Source organism: Halomonas sp. PR-M31 (assembly GCF_001039575.1).
Classification (GTDB): domain Bacteria; phylum Pseudomonadota; class Gammaproteobacteria; order Pseudomonadales; family Halomonadaceae; genus Modicisalibacter.
The window spans coordinates 16,048-32,225 of record NZ_JIBT01000029.1; the positions used below are offsets into that span (position 1 = coordinate 16,048).

Annotated in this window: 18 protein-coding genes; 14 read left to right on the top strand and 4 right to left on the bottom strand. The window is 60.1% G+C overall.

The window, feature by feature from the left end; translation table 11 throughout:
* The first annotated feature begins 88 nt into the window (after positions 1-88).
* Positions 89-1,063, top strand: a complete 975-nt coding sequence (gene hutG / locus CH74_RS08585) for a formimidoylglutamase (protein ID WP_053070690.1) — start codon at positions 89-91, stop codon at positions 1,061-1,063.
* Entirely contained in the window at positions 1,060-2,262 is a 1,203-nt protein-coding gene (gene gltS / locus CH74_RS08590) for a sodium/glutamate symporter (RefSeq protein ID WP_298380796.1), read from the top strand. The genes hutG and gltS overlap by 4 nt, the downstream gene beginning before the upstream one ends.
* A gap of 111 nt (positions 2,263-2,373) precedes the next feature.
* Here the strand turns inward: gltS and CH74_RS08595 are convergent, their stop codons facing one another.
* Positions 2,374-2,874, bottom strand: coding sequence for a CIA30 family protein (locus CH74_RS08595; RefSeq protein WP_048307057.1), 501 nt, complete (start codon positions 2,872-2,874; stop codon positions 2,374-2,376).
* Positions 2,875-3,086: 212 nt separating this feature from the next.
* Between CH74_RS08595 and CH74_RS08600 the strand changes: the two genes are divergently transcribed.
* Both CH74_RS08600 and CH74_RS08605 read left to right on the top strand, forming a co-directional pair.
* A complete protein-coding gene (locus tag CH74_RS08600; protein ID WP_048307058.1) occupies positions 3,087-3,344 on the top strand; it encodes a type II toxin-antitoxin system Phd/YefM family antitoxin in 258 nt (85 codons plus the stop codon).
* On the top strand, positions 3,332-3,634 hold the full coding sequence (locus tag CH74_RS08605) for a type II toxin-antitoxin system RelE/ParE family toxin (RefSeq protein ID WP_048307059.1): 303 nt from the start codon (positions 3,332-3,334) through the stop codon (positions 3,632-3,634). Before CH74_RS08600 ends, CH74_RS08605 begins: the two co-directional genes overlap by 13 nt.
* A 125-nt stretch (positions 3,635-3,759) precedes the next feature.
* Here CH74_RS08605 and CH74_RS08610 read toward each other — a convergent pair whose 3' ends face one another.
* A complete protein-coding gene (locus CH74_RS08610; RefSeq protein ID WP_301280850.1) occupies positions 3,760-4,116 on the bottom strand; it encodes a CIA30 family protein in 357 nt (118 codons plus the stop codon).
* A gap of 315 nt (positions 4,117-4,431) precedes the next feature.
* On the opposite strand from CH74_RS08610, the gene CH74_RS08615 reads away from it, so the two are divergent.
* Together CH74_RS08615 and CH74_RS08620 are read left to right on the top strand one after the other, a co-directional pair.
* Positions 4,432-4,686, top strand: coding sequence for a type II toxin-antitoxin system ParD family antitoxin (locus tag CH74_RS08615; protein WP_048307060.1), 255 nt, complete (start codon positions 4,432-4,434; stop codon positions 4,684-4,686).
* On the top strand, positions 4,686-4,982 hold the full coding sequence (locus CH74_RS08620) for a type II toxin-antitoxin system RelE/ParE family toxin (protein WP_048307061.1): 297 nt from the start codon (positions 4,686-4,688) through the stop codon (positions 4,980-4,982). The genes CH74_RS08615 and CH74_RS08620 overlap by 1 nt, the downstream gene beginning before the upstream one ends.
* A gap of 32 nt (positions 4,983-5,014) precedes the next feature.
* Here CH74_RS08620 and CH74_RS08625 read toward each other — a convergent pair whose 3' ends face one another.
* Together CH74_RS08625 and CH74_RS08630 are read right to left on the bottom strand one after the other, a co-directional pair.
* Positions 5,015-7,078 carry an FAD-dependent oxidoreductase gene (locus CH74_RS08625; RefSeq protein WP_216594735.1) on the bottom strand — a complete coding sequence of 688 codons (2,064 nt, stop codon included), beginning with the start codon at positions 7,076-7,078 and terminating at the stop codon, positions 5,015-5,017.
* 96 nt (positions 7,079-7,174) lie between these two features.
* Positions 7,175-7,975: an alpha/beta fold hydrolase gene (locus CH74_RS08630; RefSeq protein WP_048307063.1), complete on the bottom strand. Its 801-nt coding sequence runs from the start codon at positions 7,973-7,975 to the stop codon at positions 7,175-7,177.
* Positions 7,976-8,222: 247 nt separating this feature from the next.
* Here CH74_RS08630 and CH74_RS19505 point away from each other — a divergent pair, with 247 nt between their 5' ends.
* From CH74_RS19505 to CH74_RS08665, 8 genes are read left to right on the top strand one after another with little or no spacing between them, the layout of a single operon-like run.
* Entirely contained in the window at positions 8,223-8,621 is a 399-nt protein-coding gene (locus CH74_RS19505) for an SDR family NAD(P)-dependent oxidoreductase (RefSeq protein ID WP_253273011.1), read from the top strand.
* Positions 8,618-8,956, top strand: coding sequence for an SDR family NAD(P)-dependent oxidoreductase (locus CH74_RS19510; RefSeq protein ID WP_253273012.1), 339 nt, complete (start codon positions 8,618-8,620; stop codon positions 8,954-8,956). The genes CH74_RS19505 and CH74_RS19510 overlap by 4 nt, the downstream gene beginning before the upstream one ends.
* Positions 8,957-8,969: 13 nt before the next feature.
* Positions 8,970-9,608: a nuclear transport factor 2 family protein gene (locus CH74_RS08640; protein ID WP_048307064.1), complete on the top strand. Its 639-nt coding sequence runs from the start codon at positions 8,970-8,972 to the stop codon at positions 9,606-9,608.
* A 27-nt stretch (positions 9,609-9,635) separates the two neighbouring features.
* On the top strand, positions 9,636-11,480 hold the full coding sequence (locus CH74_RS08645) for a long-chain-acyl-CoA synthetase (RefSeq protein ID WP_253273013.1): 1,845 nt from the start codon (positions 9,636-9,638) through the stop codon (positions 11,478-11,480).
* 28 nt (positions 11,481-11,508) lie between these two features.
* On the top strand, positions 11,509-12,723 hold the full coding sequence (locus CH74_RS08650) for a thiolase family protein (RefSeq protein WP_048307066.1): 1,215 nt from the start codon (positions 11,509-11,511) through the stop codon (positions 12,721-12,723).
* Positions 12,724-12,727: 4 nt separating this feature from the next.
* Entirely contained in the window at positions 12,728-13,651 is a 924-nt protein-coding gene (locus tag CH74_RS08655; RefSeq protein WP_048307067.1) for an OB-fold domain-containing protein, read from the top strand.
* 18 nt (positions 13,652-13,669) lie between these two features.
* Positions 13,670-14,536 (top strand): SDR family NAD(P)-dependent oxidoreductase, encoded by an 867-nt coding sequence (locus CH74_RS08660; protein WP_048307068.1) that lies wholly within the window; start codon positions 13,670-13,672, stop codon positions 14,534-14,536.
* A gap of 6 nt (positions 14,537-14,542) precedes the next feature.
* Positions 14,543-16,132 (top strand): GMC family oxidoreductase, encoded by a 1,590-nt coding sequence (locus tag CH74_RS08665; protein WP_048307069.1) that lies wholly within the window; start codon positions 14,543-14,545, stop codon positions 16,130-16,132.
* Positions 16,133-16,178: the final 46 nt, after the last annotated feature.

Below are 16,178 nucleotides of genomic sequence, written 5' to 3' on the forward strand. Positions count from 1 at the left end.
TAAGGGTCGAGGACGGTTCTTCTACCTTTACCCTGAGGGCAAAAATACTGTCGTCATTCTCTAAATTTAGGCCATGAAGGGAGGCGTCTTGAATACGTTGCTTACCGATTCTTATCCGATTGAAGCCTGGCAGGGGCGACAGGATATCGAGGAAGGCGTTAAAGGCAATCGCTGGCATCAGCAGGTGGCGGCCTATCAGCGTCAGCGTAGCGAGGCACCAGTCCTGCTGGGTTACGCCTGCGAAGCGGGTGTTATTCGCAACAAGGGCCGGGCTGGCGCCAAGGAGGGCCCTGTTACAGCGCGCAAGAATCTTGCCAACCTTCCTGCATTGGAAGGCGTCACGCTTTTCGATGCCGGCGATATCGACTGTCGCGATGATGCCCTTGAGCATACTCAGCAGAATTATGCTCACGCCGTGGCCGGCATTATTGACGACGGCAATCTTCTGCTGGGAGTCGGCGGCGATCACTCGATCACCTATGCGACGTTTCAGGGTTTGCTTCAGTCTGATTGCGCTTATGATGAGGCCCGCTACGGCATCATCAATTTCGATGCGCATCTCGATAACCGTTGCAGCAAACCACGCAATTCGGGAACGTCCTTTTATAATCTGATGGAAGTTTGTCAAAAGCGCGAACTGGATTTCAAGTACGCCTGTATCGGGTTGAGCGCCTATGCCAATACCCGTGCCTTGATCGAACGGGCGGAGCAGGATGGAGCGCTACTCATATACGACACCGCCTGTATTCCGAGCAGACTGACGGAACTGGCCGCTCAGTTGGAAACCTTTATTGCCTCTCGCGATCTGGTTTATCTCACTATCGATATGGACTGTTTACCTGCCGCCACCATGCCCGCGGTCAGTGCCCCCGCGGCCATGGGAATCGACTACTGGTTGCTGGAGCAGTTGACGACCAGAATTGTGAAAAACCCCAAGATAAGGGTCGTCGATATTGCGGAATTCAGTCCGGTTTTCGATCTCGACGGGCGTAGCGCCAAGGTAACCGGACGTTTGCTTGCCGCATTGATCCATGCGTGCGCAATTCAAGAGGCATCACGATGAGCTTGGGTCCACTCAACACCTTGCTGCTGGCGCTGATCGTTTTCCTGGTTGGCGAGCTACTCAACCGTCGGGTTTACCTGTTCAATAAATACTGTATTCCCTCTCCGGTGATCGGTGGCTTGCTCTTCGCTATCATCGCGACGCTGCTAAGCGCGACCGACGTCTACAGCGTTACGATAGACACGTCGCTATCTTCGATTTTCATGCTGGTGTTTTTCACCACGATCGGACTGGGAGCGAGCTTCAAGCTCGTCAAACTTGGTGGCAAGCTGCTAGTGATCTACTGGCTGTGCAGCGGTGTGCTGGCCTTGATGCAAAACCTTATTGGCGTTTCCTTCGCCACATTATTGGGCCTTGACCCTCTCATCGGCGTCATGGTGGGCGCCACCTCGATGGAAGGCGGCCATGGGGCGGCCACCGCATTTGGACAAACCGTGGAAGAACTGGGAATCGATGGCGCCCTGAGCATCGGCCTGGCGGCAGCCACCATGGGGCTAGTGGGAGGCGGTTTGCTGGGTGGCCCCGTGGTGCGCTATTTGATCGAGAAACATGGTCTGGCACCCCCCGCACAGGATGCGGATCAGGATACGACGCAAAGCTCGATCGACTCTGTTCAGGCGCGTAATACGACTATCAATGAGCACAATATTCTTGTTCAACTCGTGATCATTTTCTTTTGCGTTCAGGTCGGAACGATTGTTGGAGATGCTTTCACTTCAATCACTGGATTTGCGCTTCCGGGCTACGTCAGTTGCATGTTCTTGGCGGTGATCATTCGCAACCTTGTCGATCTCAAGAGTCCACAGTTCATCAATATGCGATGTATTGGACTGATCGGTAATGTAAGTCTTGCGATCTTTCTATCCATGGCGCTTATGAGTATTGATCTGATGCAGATCAGAGACCTCGCCCTGCCGCTGATTCTGATTGTGCTGGTACAAATACTTTTCGTGGCGCTATTCGGTATATTCATCGTCTTTCGGTTGTTGGGAAAAAATTTCGATGCCGCCATCATGGTTGCTGGCTTCTGCGGCCACGGTCTCGGCGCCACGCCGAACGCCATCGCCAATATGGACGCGGCTGCACATAAATACGGCTATTCACCCACGGCCTTTCTTGTGGTGCCGATCGTCGGCGCCTTCCTGATCGATATCTTTGCGTTGCCGATCATCATTACCACGATCAATATTTTTTCCTGATGCCTCTCAAGACGAGAAAAGCTTCACCGCAACAGCGCATCGGCGAAGCGCGTCTGCGCTTGTTGCAGGTGTTATAGGATAATCATGCTGCTTTACTTGCTAGGGTCTGCTTCAGGATAGCGGTAAGGGCTCGACGCCGGCGATCTCCAGGCGAAACGGTCCGTCGCGCCGATCAGCTATCAGCAGGCCGATTTGTCGGATATCTTCTGGAGCAAGGGGTGGCGCATCCTCCAGCATCCGGCCGCGAAACACCGGCTCGAACGTTTCCCAATATAGGTCGATGTACTGCCATTGCCTCGCCGGTGGCTGAAAGAAGGCGCGGTAGGCGGCCCCCTCGAACAGCTTGTGGGTACGCAGGCGTAGCTGATAGCGTCGACCGTCGCCACAGGCCTCAAACCGCAGGCCCCTATATCCCGCCAGCCGGTAATTCTGCGGCTCCCGGCGCACCGAAGCAAAGCCGCCACCGTTTTCTAGCGACAGCTCCCCCGTGAAGACACCGACGCCCGATTCAGCGCGCATTTCGCTCGTGGAGATACCGCCCATGACATCGTCATTGATGGCACGCCAATGATTTGCTTCGCTGGGATTCTGGAAATCGATCAGGCGAGGCATGACGGGCTCCTGGCAGTCGAGGTAATTATGTCAGGTTACGCGGGAGCCTCGGATCTGGAAACCATGGGCATGATAACCATCACCGAGGAAGGCGCCTGACAGGTTAAACATCGTCGATATTGTTTAATCATCAATGGGTTAAGTTAGCTGTGATCGTCTTGGTCAAAAAGTGATACTGTAGTGTCATTGTCAGTCTAGTCCAGGGTAAAGCTATGAAAATTGAGCTTGTTACGAATCTCAAGCGCCAAGCAACAAAGATTCTGGCAGATCTGCACTCATCGCGTGAGCCGGTATTGATCACTGAACACGGTAAGCCGTCCGCTTATCTCGTTGATGTGCAGGATTACGAGTTTATGCAGCGCCGGCTAGAGTTGCTTGAAGGGCTTTCACGCGGAGAGCGTGCCGTAATTGAGGGAAGAACGTGCAGTCAAAGCGAGGCCAAAAAGAAAATGAGTAAATGGCTGAAATAATCTGGACGGACCCAGCGCTGCAGGAGCTAGACGCCATCGCTGGGTACATCGCTCTTGATAACCCTGCTGCAGCCAGCCGTTTGGTCGAAGCGGTTTTCGATAAAACCGACCGCTTAGAAGATTTTCCCCAATCGGGACGGATTCCTCCTGAGCTACCCAATTCCGTATACCGGGAGGTAGTGGTGCCACCATGTCGCATTTTTTATCGTGATGATGAGAGCCAGGTTTTTATTCTGTATGTCATGCGAGAGGAGCGACAGCTACGCGCTTACATGCTTGAGAGTAGCTAACCAGGCGCGGCGCGGAGGCCCTTATCTCCGTTCGCTACGCAATCGCTACGCAAGGGCCGCCGCTGAATATTGGCGTTATGCAGTCGTTCCTCGAACTATTGACACGCATCACGTGACAAAACACATCATGATGTACGAACGAATTCTTCGCTGATAAACGAGCTCAAGAGTTTTACCCCAAAGGAAGACAAAAAAGGTTTCCTGCGGATGTCGCTTCGAGAACTGCCAGAAAACTTGAGTACGTAAGTCTTGCCAAACTCGAACAGCCGGTGGGTACGTAGGCGCAGCTGATAATGGCGGCCATCGCCGCGGGTTTCTGTCCGCAGCCCCTTGTAGCCTGCCAGGCGATACTCCTGCAGCGTCCGGCGTACCGAAGCGAAACCGCCGCCATTTTCCAGGGCCAGCTCGCCGGAGAAGACACCGATATCTGGCTCGGCGCGCATCTCGTTCTCGGAAACGTCGCTCATGACATCGTCGTTGATGGCACGCTAGCGGGCGGCTTCTTCGGGATGCTCGAAATCGATCAGGCGAAGCGTAGTGGGCCCTATTGAGGGGCGATTGTCTCAGGCTACGTGGAATCACCGAGCCCGAAAACACGCGTGCAACAGCTTTCACATCATGCAGGCATCAAATGCTGCTGCCAGTATTGTTGATTCCAGCAAAGCATGTCGGCACGCGAATCCAATAATAGTGCGTTCCGTCTTATCACTGTTGTGCGATAAGAAGTCGAGCATTGATTCGATGCAAGCTAGCGATATGATATTGTCATACCTCTGTTGCGATTAGGAGCACTAGCAATGAGCATGCACCGGAAAACAATCACGCTGACTGAACAACAAGACGACTGGGTGAAAGGCCAAATTGAAAGCGGGCACTATGGCAATGATAGTGAGTATATCCGCGATCTCATACGAAGAGATCAGCAGGCCAAAGAACGTCTTGCCATGCTGAGGGATGCCCTCGCTGATGGTGAGTCAAGCGGAAAACCCAAGCCGCTTGATATATCCGCTATCAAGGCGGCTGGCCGTAAGCGAATGAAGGCGGTCAATTAGTGCTCAAGCTGAATATCACACCGAAGGCGGAATCGGACCTCATCGGTATTTGGATATATACCTGCGAAGAATGGAGTGTTGATCAGGCGGATAAATACCTGGATCAGTTAGAGACAGGAATGAAACAGCTGATAAATTATCTGTCACTTGGCACGAACTATGCTCATGTTCTTCCTGGGTATCGTAGATTGCAGGTCGAGCATCACGCTGTTTTTTATCAAGTGCTTGGTCCGGAGGTGCTTGTTGTTCGTGTGTTGCATGAGGATATGGATGCACCCGTAAGGCTTCTGGACTAGTGGCGATTCACCCTACACTTCCATCCCCGCCTTCAGCCCGGAGCGCAGGCACCTTCGATATAGCCCAAATGCTCGCCGTCGCCGATACGGGTAACACGCACGCCGGCGGCTTTCAGGGAGTTAGCGAGGCGGTCATCCGGTTCGGCACCAAGGGCCAGTACCACGGAGTCGCAGGGGGCTTCTTGAGAGATGCCTTCAGCGTCGATGTAGTGCACTGCCTTGTCGCCGATTGAGTCGATCTGGACGTTTTTCTCCATCTTCACATCGTGGCGTTCGAGTTCATTCAGCACTCGCCAACGGCGCACGATGTAAAGCTCCTTGCCAAGATAGGGGCCGGGTTCGAGTACCGTGACCTGGCGGCCTCGAGCCACCAGAAATTCGCCGAGTTCGAGCCCGACCAGACCGCCGCCGATGATCGCGACCCGTTTGCCCAGAGGCATCCACAGCTTGGAGAGTTTCTGCATGGCCTCGGTGCTGCCGGTCACACCAGCCAGACTGCCGGATTTGAGCATCATGCGCTGGGTCATGCTCAGCTTGCGCTTGGCGATTTCCTCGCCTTCGCCGGTGAGCATCAGGCGCAGCTCGTCCCCGGACCAGACGTGGCGCTGGTGCGCGCCGGGAATTGCCGGTGGTTCACGCTTGGCGCCGCTGGCGACGATCACTTCGTCCGCCTTGAGCTCGCGAATCAGCTCCGGGGTAGCCTCGGTGTTGAGGCGCACCTCGATGGGCAGTTGGCGTACCTGTTCACGGAGATAGTCGAGCAGCGCGCCGTTGGCCGGATAGGCGAGGGTGGCGAAGAACAGGGTGCCGCCCAGGCGCTGACCGCGTTCGACCAGCGTCACCCGATGGCCGCGCAGTGCCGCCACTCGCGCCGCTTCCATACCCGCGGGGCCGCCGCCTACCACCAGCACTTGATGGGAGCCCTGCGCATTCACGATCTTGAGTTCCGCTTCGTGACCTGTCATCGGGTTGACCGCGCACTTGACCCGCTCGTTGACGAATATCTGGCTTACACAGGCATAGCAGTAAACACAGGGGCGAATGTCCTGAGGACGATTCTCTGCGAGCTTGCGCGGAATGTCCGGGTCCGCCAACAGCTTGCGAGCCATGGCCACGAAGTCGCATTTGCCTTCCGCGATGGCGCTATCCGCGTTCTGAAACTCAAGGCGTCCCACGGCAATGACAGGGATATCGAGCTTGGCCTTGAAAGCCGCCGCCCAGTCAAGAAAACCGCCGGGTTTGTCGACGATGGGGGCTTCCGTGAGGGCATCACCCCGACTGACGTTGGCATAGGCGGAAACACTGACCGCATCGACCCCGGCTTTTTCGGCGAGCTTTGCCACGGCGATGGCATCTTTCAGGGTGATACCGCCGGGGGTGCGAACTTCTTCCGCGTCCAGGCGCAGCCATACCGGGTAGTCGTCGCCGACCCGGACACGAATCTCGGCGATGATCTCCAGGAGCAGCCGGGCGCGGTTCTCCAGGCTGCCGTTGTAGTCGTCGTCGCGTTGGTTGTAGTAGGGGGAAAGGAAGCCAGCGATGATGTAGGTATGTGCTGCGTGGATTTCGACCCCGTCAAAGCCGGCGCGCTTGGCTCGTTCCGCCGCGGCGGCGAACCACTCCACCATCTGTTTAATGTCTGCCTGATCCATGACGCGTATCTTCACGCCGCCGCCTTCTCGGCTTTTTGCGGAGCTGATAAAGGCGCCGAGCTCTTCTTGGGTCAAGGCGTCGAACATGTTGGTCTTGGTCGCCGGCGGCATCGAGGGCACCCATAGCTCACGGCCTTGGGCCATGTCGCGGATGGCCGTCTTGCCCGCGTGCTGCAACTGCATGGAAATTTTCGCGCCGTGGCGATGCACGCGCTGGGCCAGCTGTTGCAAGCCGGGTATGAATTCGTCTGAGGACACGCCGACCTGATAAGGCTCGGCGGTACCCGCCGGATAGGCCACGGCGCACACGCCCATGGTCAAAAGCCCCGCGCCACCTTCGGCGCGAGCCTCGTAGTAAGCCTGGATACGTTCGCCGCAGTGACCGTCAGCCTCGGCGAAGTTGGAGCCCATGGGCGCCATCACGATGCGGTTCCTTAGTTCCATGCTGCCGATGCATCCGGGAGCGAGCAGGTTTCGATAGTCAGGCATCACGGAGTCTCTTGTTCTTTGAGTGGCGATTCGTAGATCGTGAACGACAGCCTAGTCGTGGCGCAGGAAATCCAGACACGTCCGGTTGAACAGGTCCGTGTGCTCCACCTGTACCCAGTGGCCGCAACGATTGAGCAGCAAGAAGCGCGCCTGGGGGGCATGCTCGAGGAACTTGTGAGTGCCGCCCACCGGATTGAACCGGTCGTTGATGCCCCAGAAGCCCAGCATCGGGCAGTCGAGTTCCCCTAAACGCTCGGTCATGTCCGGCACCATCATGGTGGAGAACAGGTTGGCGGGCTGGGTCGGGGCCACCGCGGCGCGCTCCGCAAGCAGTTCATCATCGAGCTGGGAGGAATCGAAAAGCTGCAGGGTCATTACCTCGCGCATCTCTTCGATGCCCATGGGGCCGCGGCCGAAGACTTCCACCATGCGCTGAATGCCTTCCATCTGGAAATAGGTTTCCCGCGCCTCCACGCCCCCCGGGGCCATCAGGATCAGCCGCTCGGTGCGCTGCGGATGAGCCAGGGTCTGGCCCAGGGCAATGGCGCCGCCCAGGGAGTTGCCCAGCAGGGTGCAACGGGAAATATCCAGCGCCTCGAGCAGGCCGTTCAGAGTCTCGACGAAGAAGTCGAGATGATATTGCGCGTCCGCAGGCTTGTCGGAGCGACCGAATCCGGGCAGATCCAGCACGATATTGCGAAAGCCCGCCTCGACGAAGACCGGGTAGTTGCCCTTGAAGTTGCTATGGCCGCTGGCGCCGGGGCCGCTGCCGTGCAGCCAGACCACCACCGGGCCCTCGCCTTCGTCCAGATAGTGCAGGCGCAAGGGGGCGTCTAGCTGCGTGCTTTTCACGTCGACATAGTGCCTTCCGGCAAGGGAAAATCCTGTGCAGCCATGCGGGCGTCTCCTCGGGTCGCTATCTTTGCGATCCATCCTCTGGCGCGCCTGGATCCTAGGCATCGTCCATTTAGACCAGAGGCACAATTGAGCCGGTAGCGATAAATTTCTCGCTTAGTCTTATTGGACGATTCTTCCGCGACACGCTCCTTCGATCATGGCGTCATCAAAACTGTTTCACCGGATCGTGGAGAAGAGCGCTATGAAGCATCAAGGCAAGGTGGTCGTGGTCACCGGCGCAGGACAAGGGATGGGCCGGGCCATCGTCGAGTGTTTCGCGAAAGAGGGCGCCCAGATAGCGGCCCTGGATATCAATCAGTCAGCGGCGGAGGAAACCGCTCAGGCCGTCGGCGAGAACGCCATTGGTATGGCCTGTGATATCGCCGATAGCGCTGCGGTGAAAAAGGCCATGGCAGCTGTGATCGAGCGCTTCGGACGCCTGGATGTGGTGGTCAACAACGCCGGCACCGGGTCCGTGGACGAGTTTTTGGAAACCCCGGACGAAAACTGGGCGCGGGTGATCGGCGTCAATCTCACCGGCACCTTCCTGTGTAGCCGGGAAGGTGCGCGGCTGATGCAACAAGGTGGGGAAGGGGGGTGATCATCAACGTCTCGAGTTCCGCGGTGCTCTCCGGGGAAGGCCCCAGCCACTACTGCGCCTCAAAGGCCGGGGTCATGGGGTTCACTCGCAGTATCGCTCGGGAGCTGGCGCCTCACGGCATTCGCGTCAACACCCTGGTGCCCGGCCCCACCAACACGCCAATGATGGTGGGCATTCCCAAAGACTGGATGGAGCAGATGGTCAAGGCCATTCCGCTGGGACGGATGGGCGAGGCAGAGGAAGTGGCCCGAGTGGCGTCGTTTCTAGCCAGTGACGATGCCAGCTTCATGACCGGCCAGAACGTCGCCGTCAACGGCGGCATGGTCTTCATCTGAGACGAGGCGCGTCATGCTCAATCAGGATCAACCGAACCTAGCGGCGCGTCTGGCGCGTCTCGAAGCCATCGACGAGATTCGCCAGCTGGCGGGCAAGTATGCGCTGTCGTTGGACATGCGCGATCTGGATGCCCATGTCGGCCTGTTCGCGCCGGACATTCGCGTCGGTCGCGAGCGTGTGGGGCGGGAACATCTGAAGGCCTGGGTGGACGATACCCTGCGCCATCAGTTTACCGGCACTTCTCATCACATCGGTCAGCACATCATCGAGCTCACGGACGAGGATCACGCCGTGGGGGTCGTCTACTCCAAGAACGAGCATGAGACCGGCGCCGAGTGGGTGATCATGCAGATGCTCTACTGGGACGACTATGAGCGCATCGATGGCCGCTGGTATTTCCGCCGGCGCCTGCCCTGCTACTGGTACGCCAGCGATCTCAACAAGCCGCCGATCGGTGACATGAAGATGCGCTGGCCTGGGCGCGAGCCTTATGTCGGCACCTTTCACGATCTCTTCCCCAGCTGGCAGGAGTTCTGGGCCACACGACCGGACAAGGAGAGCTTACCGGAAGTAGCGACCCCGGCGCCTCTTGAACATTTTTTGACCACCATGCGTCGGGGCGCCCCGGCACCGCGTATCCGGGTGCGCTAGGCGTCCGGTCTATGGAGTCCGTATCTCATGAATCCACAACACGATAGCGTTACTTTGGCGCACAGTAGGACGGCGTCGAGTTTGCCAACGCCGATGACGACCCTCGCGGAAACCCAGGCCAAGATGGACCGGCGTGCTCAGGCGATCACTCTCAAGCCGAACGACGCCTACACCATCGCTGATCGATTCGAGGCTCGGGTGGAGCGCTCCCCAGATCGGCCTTTTTTGATGTATGGCGGCGAGCGTTTCAGCTACGCCGAGATTGATGCCCGAGCCAATCAGATCGCTCGGGTGCTGAAAGATCGTGGCCTCGAGGCCGGCGATGTCTGCGCAATGGCCCTAGAAAACCGCCCAGCTTTTTTCTACGTTTGGTTCGGCATGGCGAAGCTCGGCGTGGCCGCCGCCTTCATCAATACCCAGATCAACGGCGAGGCCCTGGCTCACGCCCTGACCACCACTCGGGCCAAGGCGGCAATCGTCGGCCAGGAATGCCTGGACAACTTCCTTGCCACCAACACCCTGCCAGAAGTGCCGCTATGGCTGCTGGCGGACGGGGAGCGCGAGCCCCTCGCCGAGGTGCCTTCCCGAGTGGACGGCAGCTTCGATGCGGCGCTGGAAAAGGCGGATTCGTCGCCGCTGCCCAAGGAGGTGCGCGCCGGTATCACAGCGGAAATCCCGGCGCTGCTGATCTTCACCTCCGGCACCACCGGCCTGCCCAAGGCGGCGGTGTACAGCCATATGCGCTGGCTCTCTTCCGGCGACGTGATGGAAGAGACCATACACGCCACTTCCGAGGACGTCTTCTACTGCTGCCTGCCGCTCTATCACGGCGCCGCCGCCACCTCGGTGACTTCCACTGCCCTCAAGGCGGGGGCGGCCATCGCCCTGCGACGCAAGTTCAGCACCCGGGAATTCTGGACGGACGTAGAGCGCTACGGGATCACCGTGTGCCAGTACATCGGCGAGATCTGCCGCTATCTGCTCAACCATGACGCCGAGCCCAACGCCCATTCCCTGCGTTGCATGATGGGGGCGGGGCTGACGCCGGATATCTGGCAGCGCTGGGTGGCACGTTTTGGCGAGATGGACATCTTCGAGGGCTGGGGCGCCACCGAAGCCAACACCAACCTGATCAACGTGGACAATCGCGTCGGCTCCTGCGGTCGGGTGCCGGACTGGAACAAGACCAACTTCCGGCTGATTCGCTATGACGTGGAGCGGGATACCCATCTGCGGGACGAGAACGGCTTCTGCATTCCTTGCGAAGAAGGCGAAGTAGGTGAAGGTATCGGCATGATCCTCGACCAGGCGCGCTTCGAGGGCTATACCAGCACCGAGGCTACGGAGCAGAAGGTTCTGCGCAACGTCTTTCAGGAAGGCGACGCCTACTGGCGCTCCGGCGACCTGCTGCGCTACGACGCGGATCGCTACTTCTACTTCGTCGATCGCATCGGCGATACCTTCCGCTGGAAAAGCGAGAACGTCTCCACCCAGGAGGTGGCGGCGGCCCTGGACGACTTTGCCGGGCTCGAGCTGATCAATGTTTACGGGGTGCAGGTGCCGCAGCACGAAGGTCGCGCCGGCATGGCGGCCATCGTCATGCAGCCGGGGAAAGAATTTGATCCCGAGGCCTTCTACGCGCTGACCGAGGCGCGGGTGCCGCGCTACGCAGCACCCTTGTTCGTGCGGGTCTCCGCCGCCGCGGACATGACCACCACCTTCAAGCTGCGCAAGGTGGACCTGCAGCGTCAGGGCTACGACCCCGCGCTGTGCAATGATCCGCTCTATGTTCGCGATGACAGGGCCGGCACCTATCGCCCCTACACTCCCGAACTGCTCGAAGAGTTGGGATTGCCGGCGTTTCGCGGCTGAGTGCTAACAGAATAACGAGGAAGGACACATGACGGGACTGACAGGCAACGCCGCCATCGTCGGGGCGGCCCAGTACAAGCCGGAGAAATACCAGACCGCGCCGCAAATGTTTCATCTGGAACAGGTGGCGGATCTGGCTGCCCGGGCGCTGGCTGACGCAGGACTGGAGGCAAGTGCGCTAGACGGGTTGGTGATCAATGGCCCGCACTTTCACGAGGCCTCGGTATTCGTGCCGGCCATGGCTGCGGAATATCTGGGTATCAACGTCAACTTTGCCGAGGTGGTGGATCTGGGTGGCTGCACCCCGGTGGGCATGGTATGGCGCGCCGCCGCTGCCATCGAGATGGGCCTGTGCGAAGCGGTGCTCTGCGTGCTGCCGGCGCGCATGGCGCCTTTCGGCCCGGACGAGGACCCGAGCTGGATGGCCAAGGCCATGCGCTATGGCGGCCACAGCACCGCCTTCGGCGCGCCGGAAGCGGAGTTCGATCTACCTTACGGGCACATGGGCCAGAACACCGGCTACGCAATGATCGCCCAGCGCTACGCGGCCCGCTACGGCTACGATCCTCGGGCCATGGCCAAGATCGCTGCGGACCAGCGCACCAATGCCCAGTTCAACCCCCAGGCAATCTTCCACGGTCAGCCGCTGAGTGTGGACGATGTCCTGGCCAGCAAGCTGGTCGCCGATCCGCTGCGCGTACTGGAAATCGTCATGCCGGTGGCCGGTGGTGCAGCGGTGATCGTCACCTCCAAGGAAGTGGCAGCACGCACTCGCAATCGCCCGGCTTTCATCAAGGGCTTCGGCGAACGCCTGGCCTTCAAGTCGCCTTCCTATGCCCAGGAGATGACCGAGACGCCGATCGGCCCCGCCGCCCGCAAGGCCTTCGCCATGGCTGGCGTCAAGCCTTCGGACATGGACGCGGCGCAGCTCTACGACTGCTACACCATCACCGTACTGCTCACTCTGGAGGATGCAGGCTTCTGCCCCAAGGGCGAGGGCATGGCCTTCGTGCGGGAGCACGACCTGACCTGGCGCGGGGATTTCCCGCTCAACACCCACGGCGGCCAGCTGAGCTTCGGCCAGGCCGCCGCCGCCGGGGGCATGTCCCAGGTCATCGAAGCCTTCACTCAGATCGCCGGACGCGCCGAGGATCGCCAGCTCAAACGCTGCGATCAGGTGTTCGTTTCCGGCACCGGTGGGGTGATGAGTGAACAGGGCGCATTGATTCTGCAAGGGAGCTAAGACCATGGCCATGCAAAAACCGCTGCCGATCGCAACGGACATCAGCCGCCCGTTCTGGGACGGCCTGAAGCAAGGAAAAATTCAGCTGCCACGCTGCGACGACTGTCAGACCTGGGTGTTCTACCCACGACGCCACTGCACCCATTGCTTTTCTCATCAGCTGAGCTGGCAGGAAGTTTCCGGCCAGGGCACGCTCTACAGCTACACCCTGGCGCGCATTCCCACCATGCCGGAGTTCGCCGACGAAGCGCCTCAGGCGATGGCGGTGGTAGAGCTCGACGAGGGCGTGCGTCTCAACACCACCCTGGTGGGGCTTGCAGAAGACGAAATCGAAGTTGGTATGACGCTGGCGCCGGTGTTCGCCAAGGTCAACGCCAAGGGCGATACCCTGCTGCGCTTCACCGCCCCGAACCGAGAAACCACACGGGATGAGACGCCCAGTCTGGAAGCCGGCGTGGACGGCAAGAAGCAGGTGCCCTTTGACGACGGCCCGGCCCTGGCGAGCCTGGTGACCGGCAAATTCGGCGACTGGAGCAACGAGCTGACCATCGACCAGGAACTGGTGAACCGCTTCGCCGAGCTTTCCGGCGACGACTACTGGCTGCACACGGACCCGGAGCGAGCCAAGCGGGAAAGCCCCTACGGCACCACCATCGCCCACGGCGCCCTGGTGCAGATCCTGCAGTCGCGACTCAAGATTCCGCTGGACTTCGAGCTGACCGGTTTTTCCACCATGGTCAATTACGGCTCGGATCGGCTGCGCTTCCCGGCGCCGGTGCCGGTGGGCTCGAAAGTCCATGCCCGGGCCCGGGTCAAGGATGCGGAGCCCACCCGCAAGGGCACCCAGGTGACCCTGGAAGTGCATACCCATGTGGTGGGCCAGGAGCGCCCCTCGGTGATCAATGATCTGGTGATTCTCTATCGCTGAGCGCGTTGAGAGGTGGAAATGCAAGCAGCTAGCCAGCGCCTGAAAGATAAAGTCTGCGTGGTTACCGGGGCGAGTCGCGGGGTGGGGCGAGGCATCGCCTTGGCCCTGGGCCGCGAAGGGGCCACGGTCTATGTTACCGGGCGCACTTTGGAAGAAGGTCAGGCGCCGTTGCCCGGTACCGTGGGCGCCACCGCGGAGGCGGTGACTCAAGCAGGCGGACAGGGCATCGCCGTGGCCTGCGATCACGCAGACGATGCCCAGGTAGAAGCGCTGTTCCAGCGCATCGCTGCGGAACAAGGCCAACTCGACATTCTGGTCAACAACGCCCTGACGGTACCGGACGCTCTGGTACGCCCCGGCTCCTTCTGGGAAAAGCCGCTGGACATGACCGCGCTGCTCGATGTGGGGCTGCGCTCTTCCTATGTCAGCAGTTATTACGCCGCGCCCTTGATGATAAAGCGGGGCGGGCTGATCGTCTTCACTTCGGCTCCCGGGGCGCGTTGCTACATGCACGGCCCGGCCTACGGCGCCGGCAAGGCGGGAGTGGACAAGATGGCTTTTGATATGGCTCACGAGCTGCGACCGTATAACGTCGCGACCATCTCGCTATGGCTTGGGGTAGTGGCCACGGAGCGTACTCAGGCAGTGCTGGGCGCAGAGCCGGAAAAGTACGGCCCGGTAGTGCCAGAATCCGTGGAGTTTGCCGGTCGGGTGCTGACGGCGCTCTACGCGGATTCAAAACGACTAGAACGTTCCGGCCAGGTGCATTACGCCGCGGAACTGGCCCGAGAATATGGCGTGACGGACCTCGACGGCAGCCAGCCGCCGTCCTATCGCGATGCCCTGGGTGGGCCGGTGGCCTACAGCGCGGCGGTGGTGGAGTAGCCTCACATGACACAACGCTACGACTATGTCGTGGTGGGCGCCGGCTCTGCGGGCTGTGCCGCCGCCTATCGCCTGGCCAAGAACAGCGACGCCCAGATATTGCTGCTGGAGGCCGGCGGACGCGACAACAAGCTCGCCATGCGCATGCCCATCGGCTTTTCCTCCCTGCTCGGCGAAGGGCCGAGCAACTGGGGCTATCGGAGCGAACCGGAGCCGCATCTGGACGGCCTGCGCGTGGCGCTGCCCCGGGGCAAGGTGCTGGGCGGTTGCAGCACCATCAATGGCATGGTGTATATCCGTGGTCAGAGAGAGGACTACGACGGCTGGGCGCAGGCGGGCAATCCGGGCTGGGCCTTCGAAGACGTGCTGCCGCTGTTCAAGCGCTCCGAGCATCACTGGAATGGAGCGAGCGATTATCACGGCAGCGGCGGGCCGCTGAACATTACCCCGGTGACCTGCAAGATGCCGGTAGGGGATGCCTTTATCGCTGCCGCCGAGCAAGCGGGTATTCCCCGCAACACGGATTTCAACGGCCCTGTGCAGGAAGGCGTGGGCTACTTCGATGCCACCATCGCCCGGGGCCGGCGCCACAGCAGCGCCCGGGCTTTTCTGCGTCGCGGTGTCAAACCTAGCAATCTTCACGTGGTTACTGGCTTCGAGGCCGCGCGGCTGATTGTTGAAGGCCGTCGAGCGGTGGCAGTGGAAGGATCATTCAAAGGGCAGCACAGGCGCTTCGACGCCGGGGAAGAAATCGTCCTTTGCGCCGGCACCTTCAATTCGCCGAAGCTGCTCGAGCTCTCCGGCATCGGCCAGGCAAGCCGATTGGCAGCGCTGGATATTCCCGTTCGAATGGACCTGCCAGGCGTCGGCGAGCATCTGCAGGACCACGCCAACAGCTATCTTTACTTCGCCACCCGAGGCTGCGATTCCTACTTCGAGCATATTCGCTCCCGGCGCCTGCCCCTGACCCTGCTCGACTACCTGGTGCGCCGTCGTGGCATCTTCGCCAATCCGGCGGCCCAGATCGGCGCCTTTCTACGTCTGGACCCACGAGCCAGTCGGCCGGACACCCAGATTCACTTTGCGGCGGCGGCTGCCCGGGCGGACGATACCGGCAAGCTGACACCGATTCCCGGCGTCTGTGCGAGCATCTGCCAATTGCGACCGGGAAGTCGGGGCAACGTGCATATTCACAGCGCCCGACCGGACCAGGCCCCGGCGATTCGTTTCAACTATCTGAGCCGAGAAGAAGATCAGCAGTTTCAACTGCGCGCCCTGCACAAGCTGCGCGATATCTTCGCCCAGCCGGCCCTGGCGGATTTCCTCGAGGCGGAACTGCCGCCCCTGGCCGGCATCGAGAGTGACGAAGAACTGCTGCAAGCGATTCGAAAGAACCTGGAGTCGGTGCATCACCCTGCCGGCACCTGCCGCATGGGCACCGGCGACGATGCGGTGGTCGATCCTCAACTACGCGTGCACGGCATCGAGGGCCTGCGCGTCGCCGACGCTTCGATCATGCCGACGCTTATCTCCGGCAACACCCACGCCGCCTCGGTGATGATTGGGGAAAAGGTGGCAGAATTGATGAGAGAGTAGAACACCTCGCTGCCTCAACGCCATGCTGCGTTAGCACTGAGGTAAT

Coding starts and splice junctions, on each gene's coding strand:
- CH74_RS08640 (WP_048307064.1), top strand. CDS start 8,970: ATGCTCAATCAGGATCAACCGAACCTAGCGGCGCGTCTGGCGCGTCTC.
- gltS (WP_298380796.1), top strand. CDS start 1,060: ATGAGCTTGGGTCCACTCAACACCTTGCTGCTGGCGCTGATCGTTTTC.
- CH74_RS08660 (WP_048307068.1), top strand. CDS start 13,670: ATGCAAGCAGCTAGCCAGCGCCTGAAAGATAAAGTCTGCGTGGTTACC.
- CH74_RS08645 (WP_253273013.1), top strand. CDS start 9,636: ATGAATCCACAACACGATAGCGTTACTTTGGCGCACAGTAGGACGGCG.
- CH74_RS08595 (WP_048307057.1), bottom strand. CDS start 2,874: ATGCCTCGCCTGATCGATTTCCAGAATCCCAGCGAAGCAAATCATTGG.
- CH74_RS08600 (WP_048307058.1), top strand. CDS start 3,087: ATGAAAATTGAGCTTGTTACGAATCTCAAGCGCCAAGCAACAAAGATT.
- CH74_RS08665 (WP_048307069.1), top strand. CDS start 14,543: ATGACACAACGCTACGACTATGTCGTGGTGGGCGCCGGCTCTGCGGGC.
- CH74_RS08605 (WP_048307059.1), top strand. CDS start 3,332: ATGGCTGAAATAATCTGGACGGACCCAGCGCTGCAGGAGCTAGACGCC.
- CH74_RS08625 (WP_216594735.1), bottom strand. CDS start 7,078: ATGGAACTAAGGAACCGCATCGTGATGGCGCCCATGGGCTCCAACTTC.
- CH74_RS19505 (WP_253273011.1), top strand. CDS start 8,223: ATGAAGCATCAAGGCAAGGTGGTCGTGGTCACCGGCGCAGGACAAGGG.
- CH74_RS08615 (WP_048307060.1), top strand. CDS start 4,432: ATGAGCATGCACCGGAAAACAATCACGCTGACTGAACAACAAGACGAC.
- CH74_RS08655 (WP_048307067.1), top strand. CDS start 12,728: ATGGCCATGCAAAAACCGCTGCCGATCGCAACGGACATCAGCCGCCCG.
- CH74_RS08650 (WP_048307066.1), top strand. CDS start 11,509: ATGACGGGACTGACAGGCAACGCCGCCATCGTCGGGGCGGCCCAGTAC.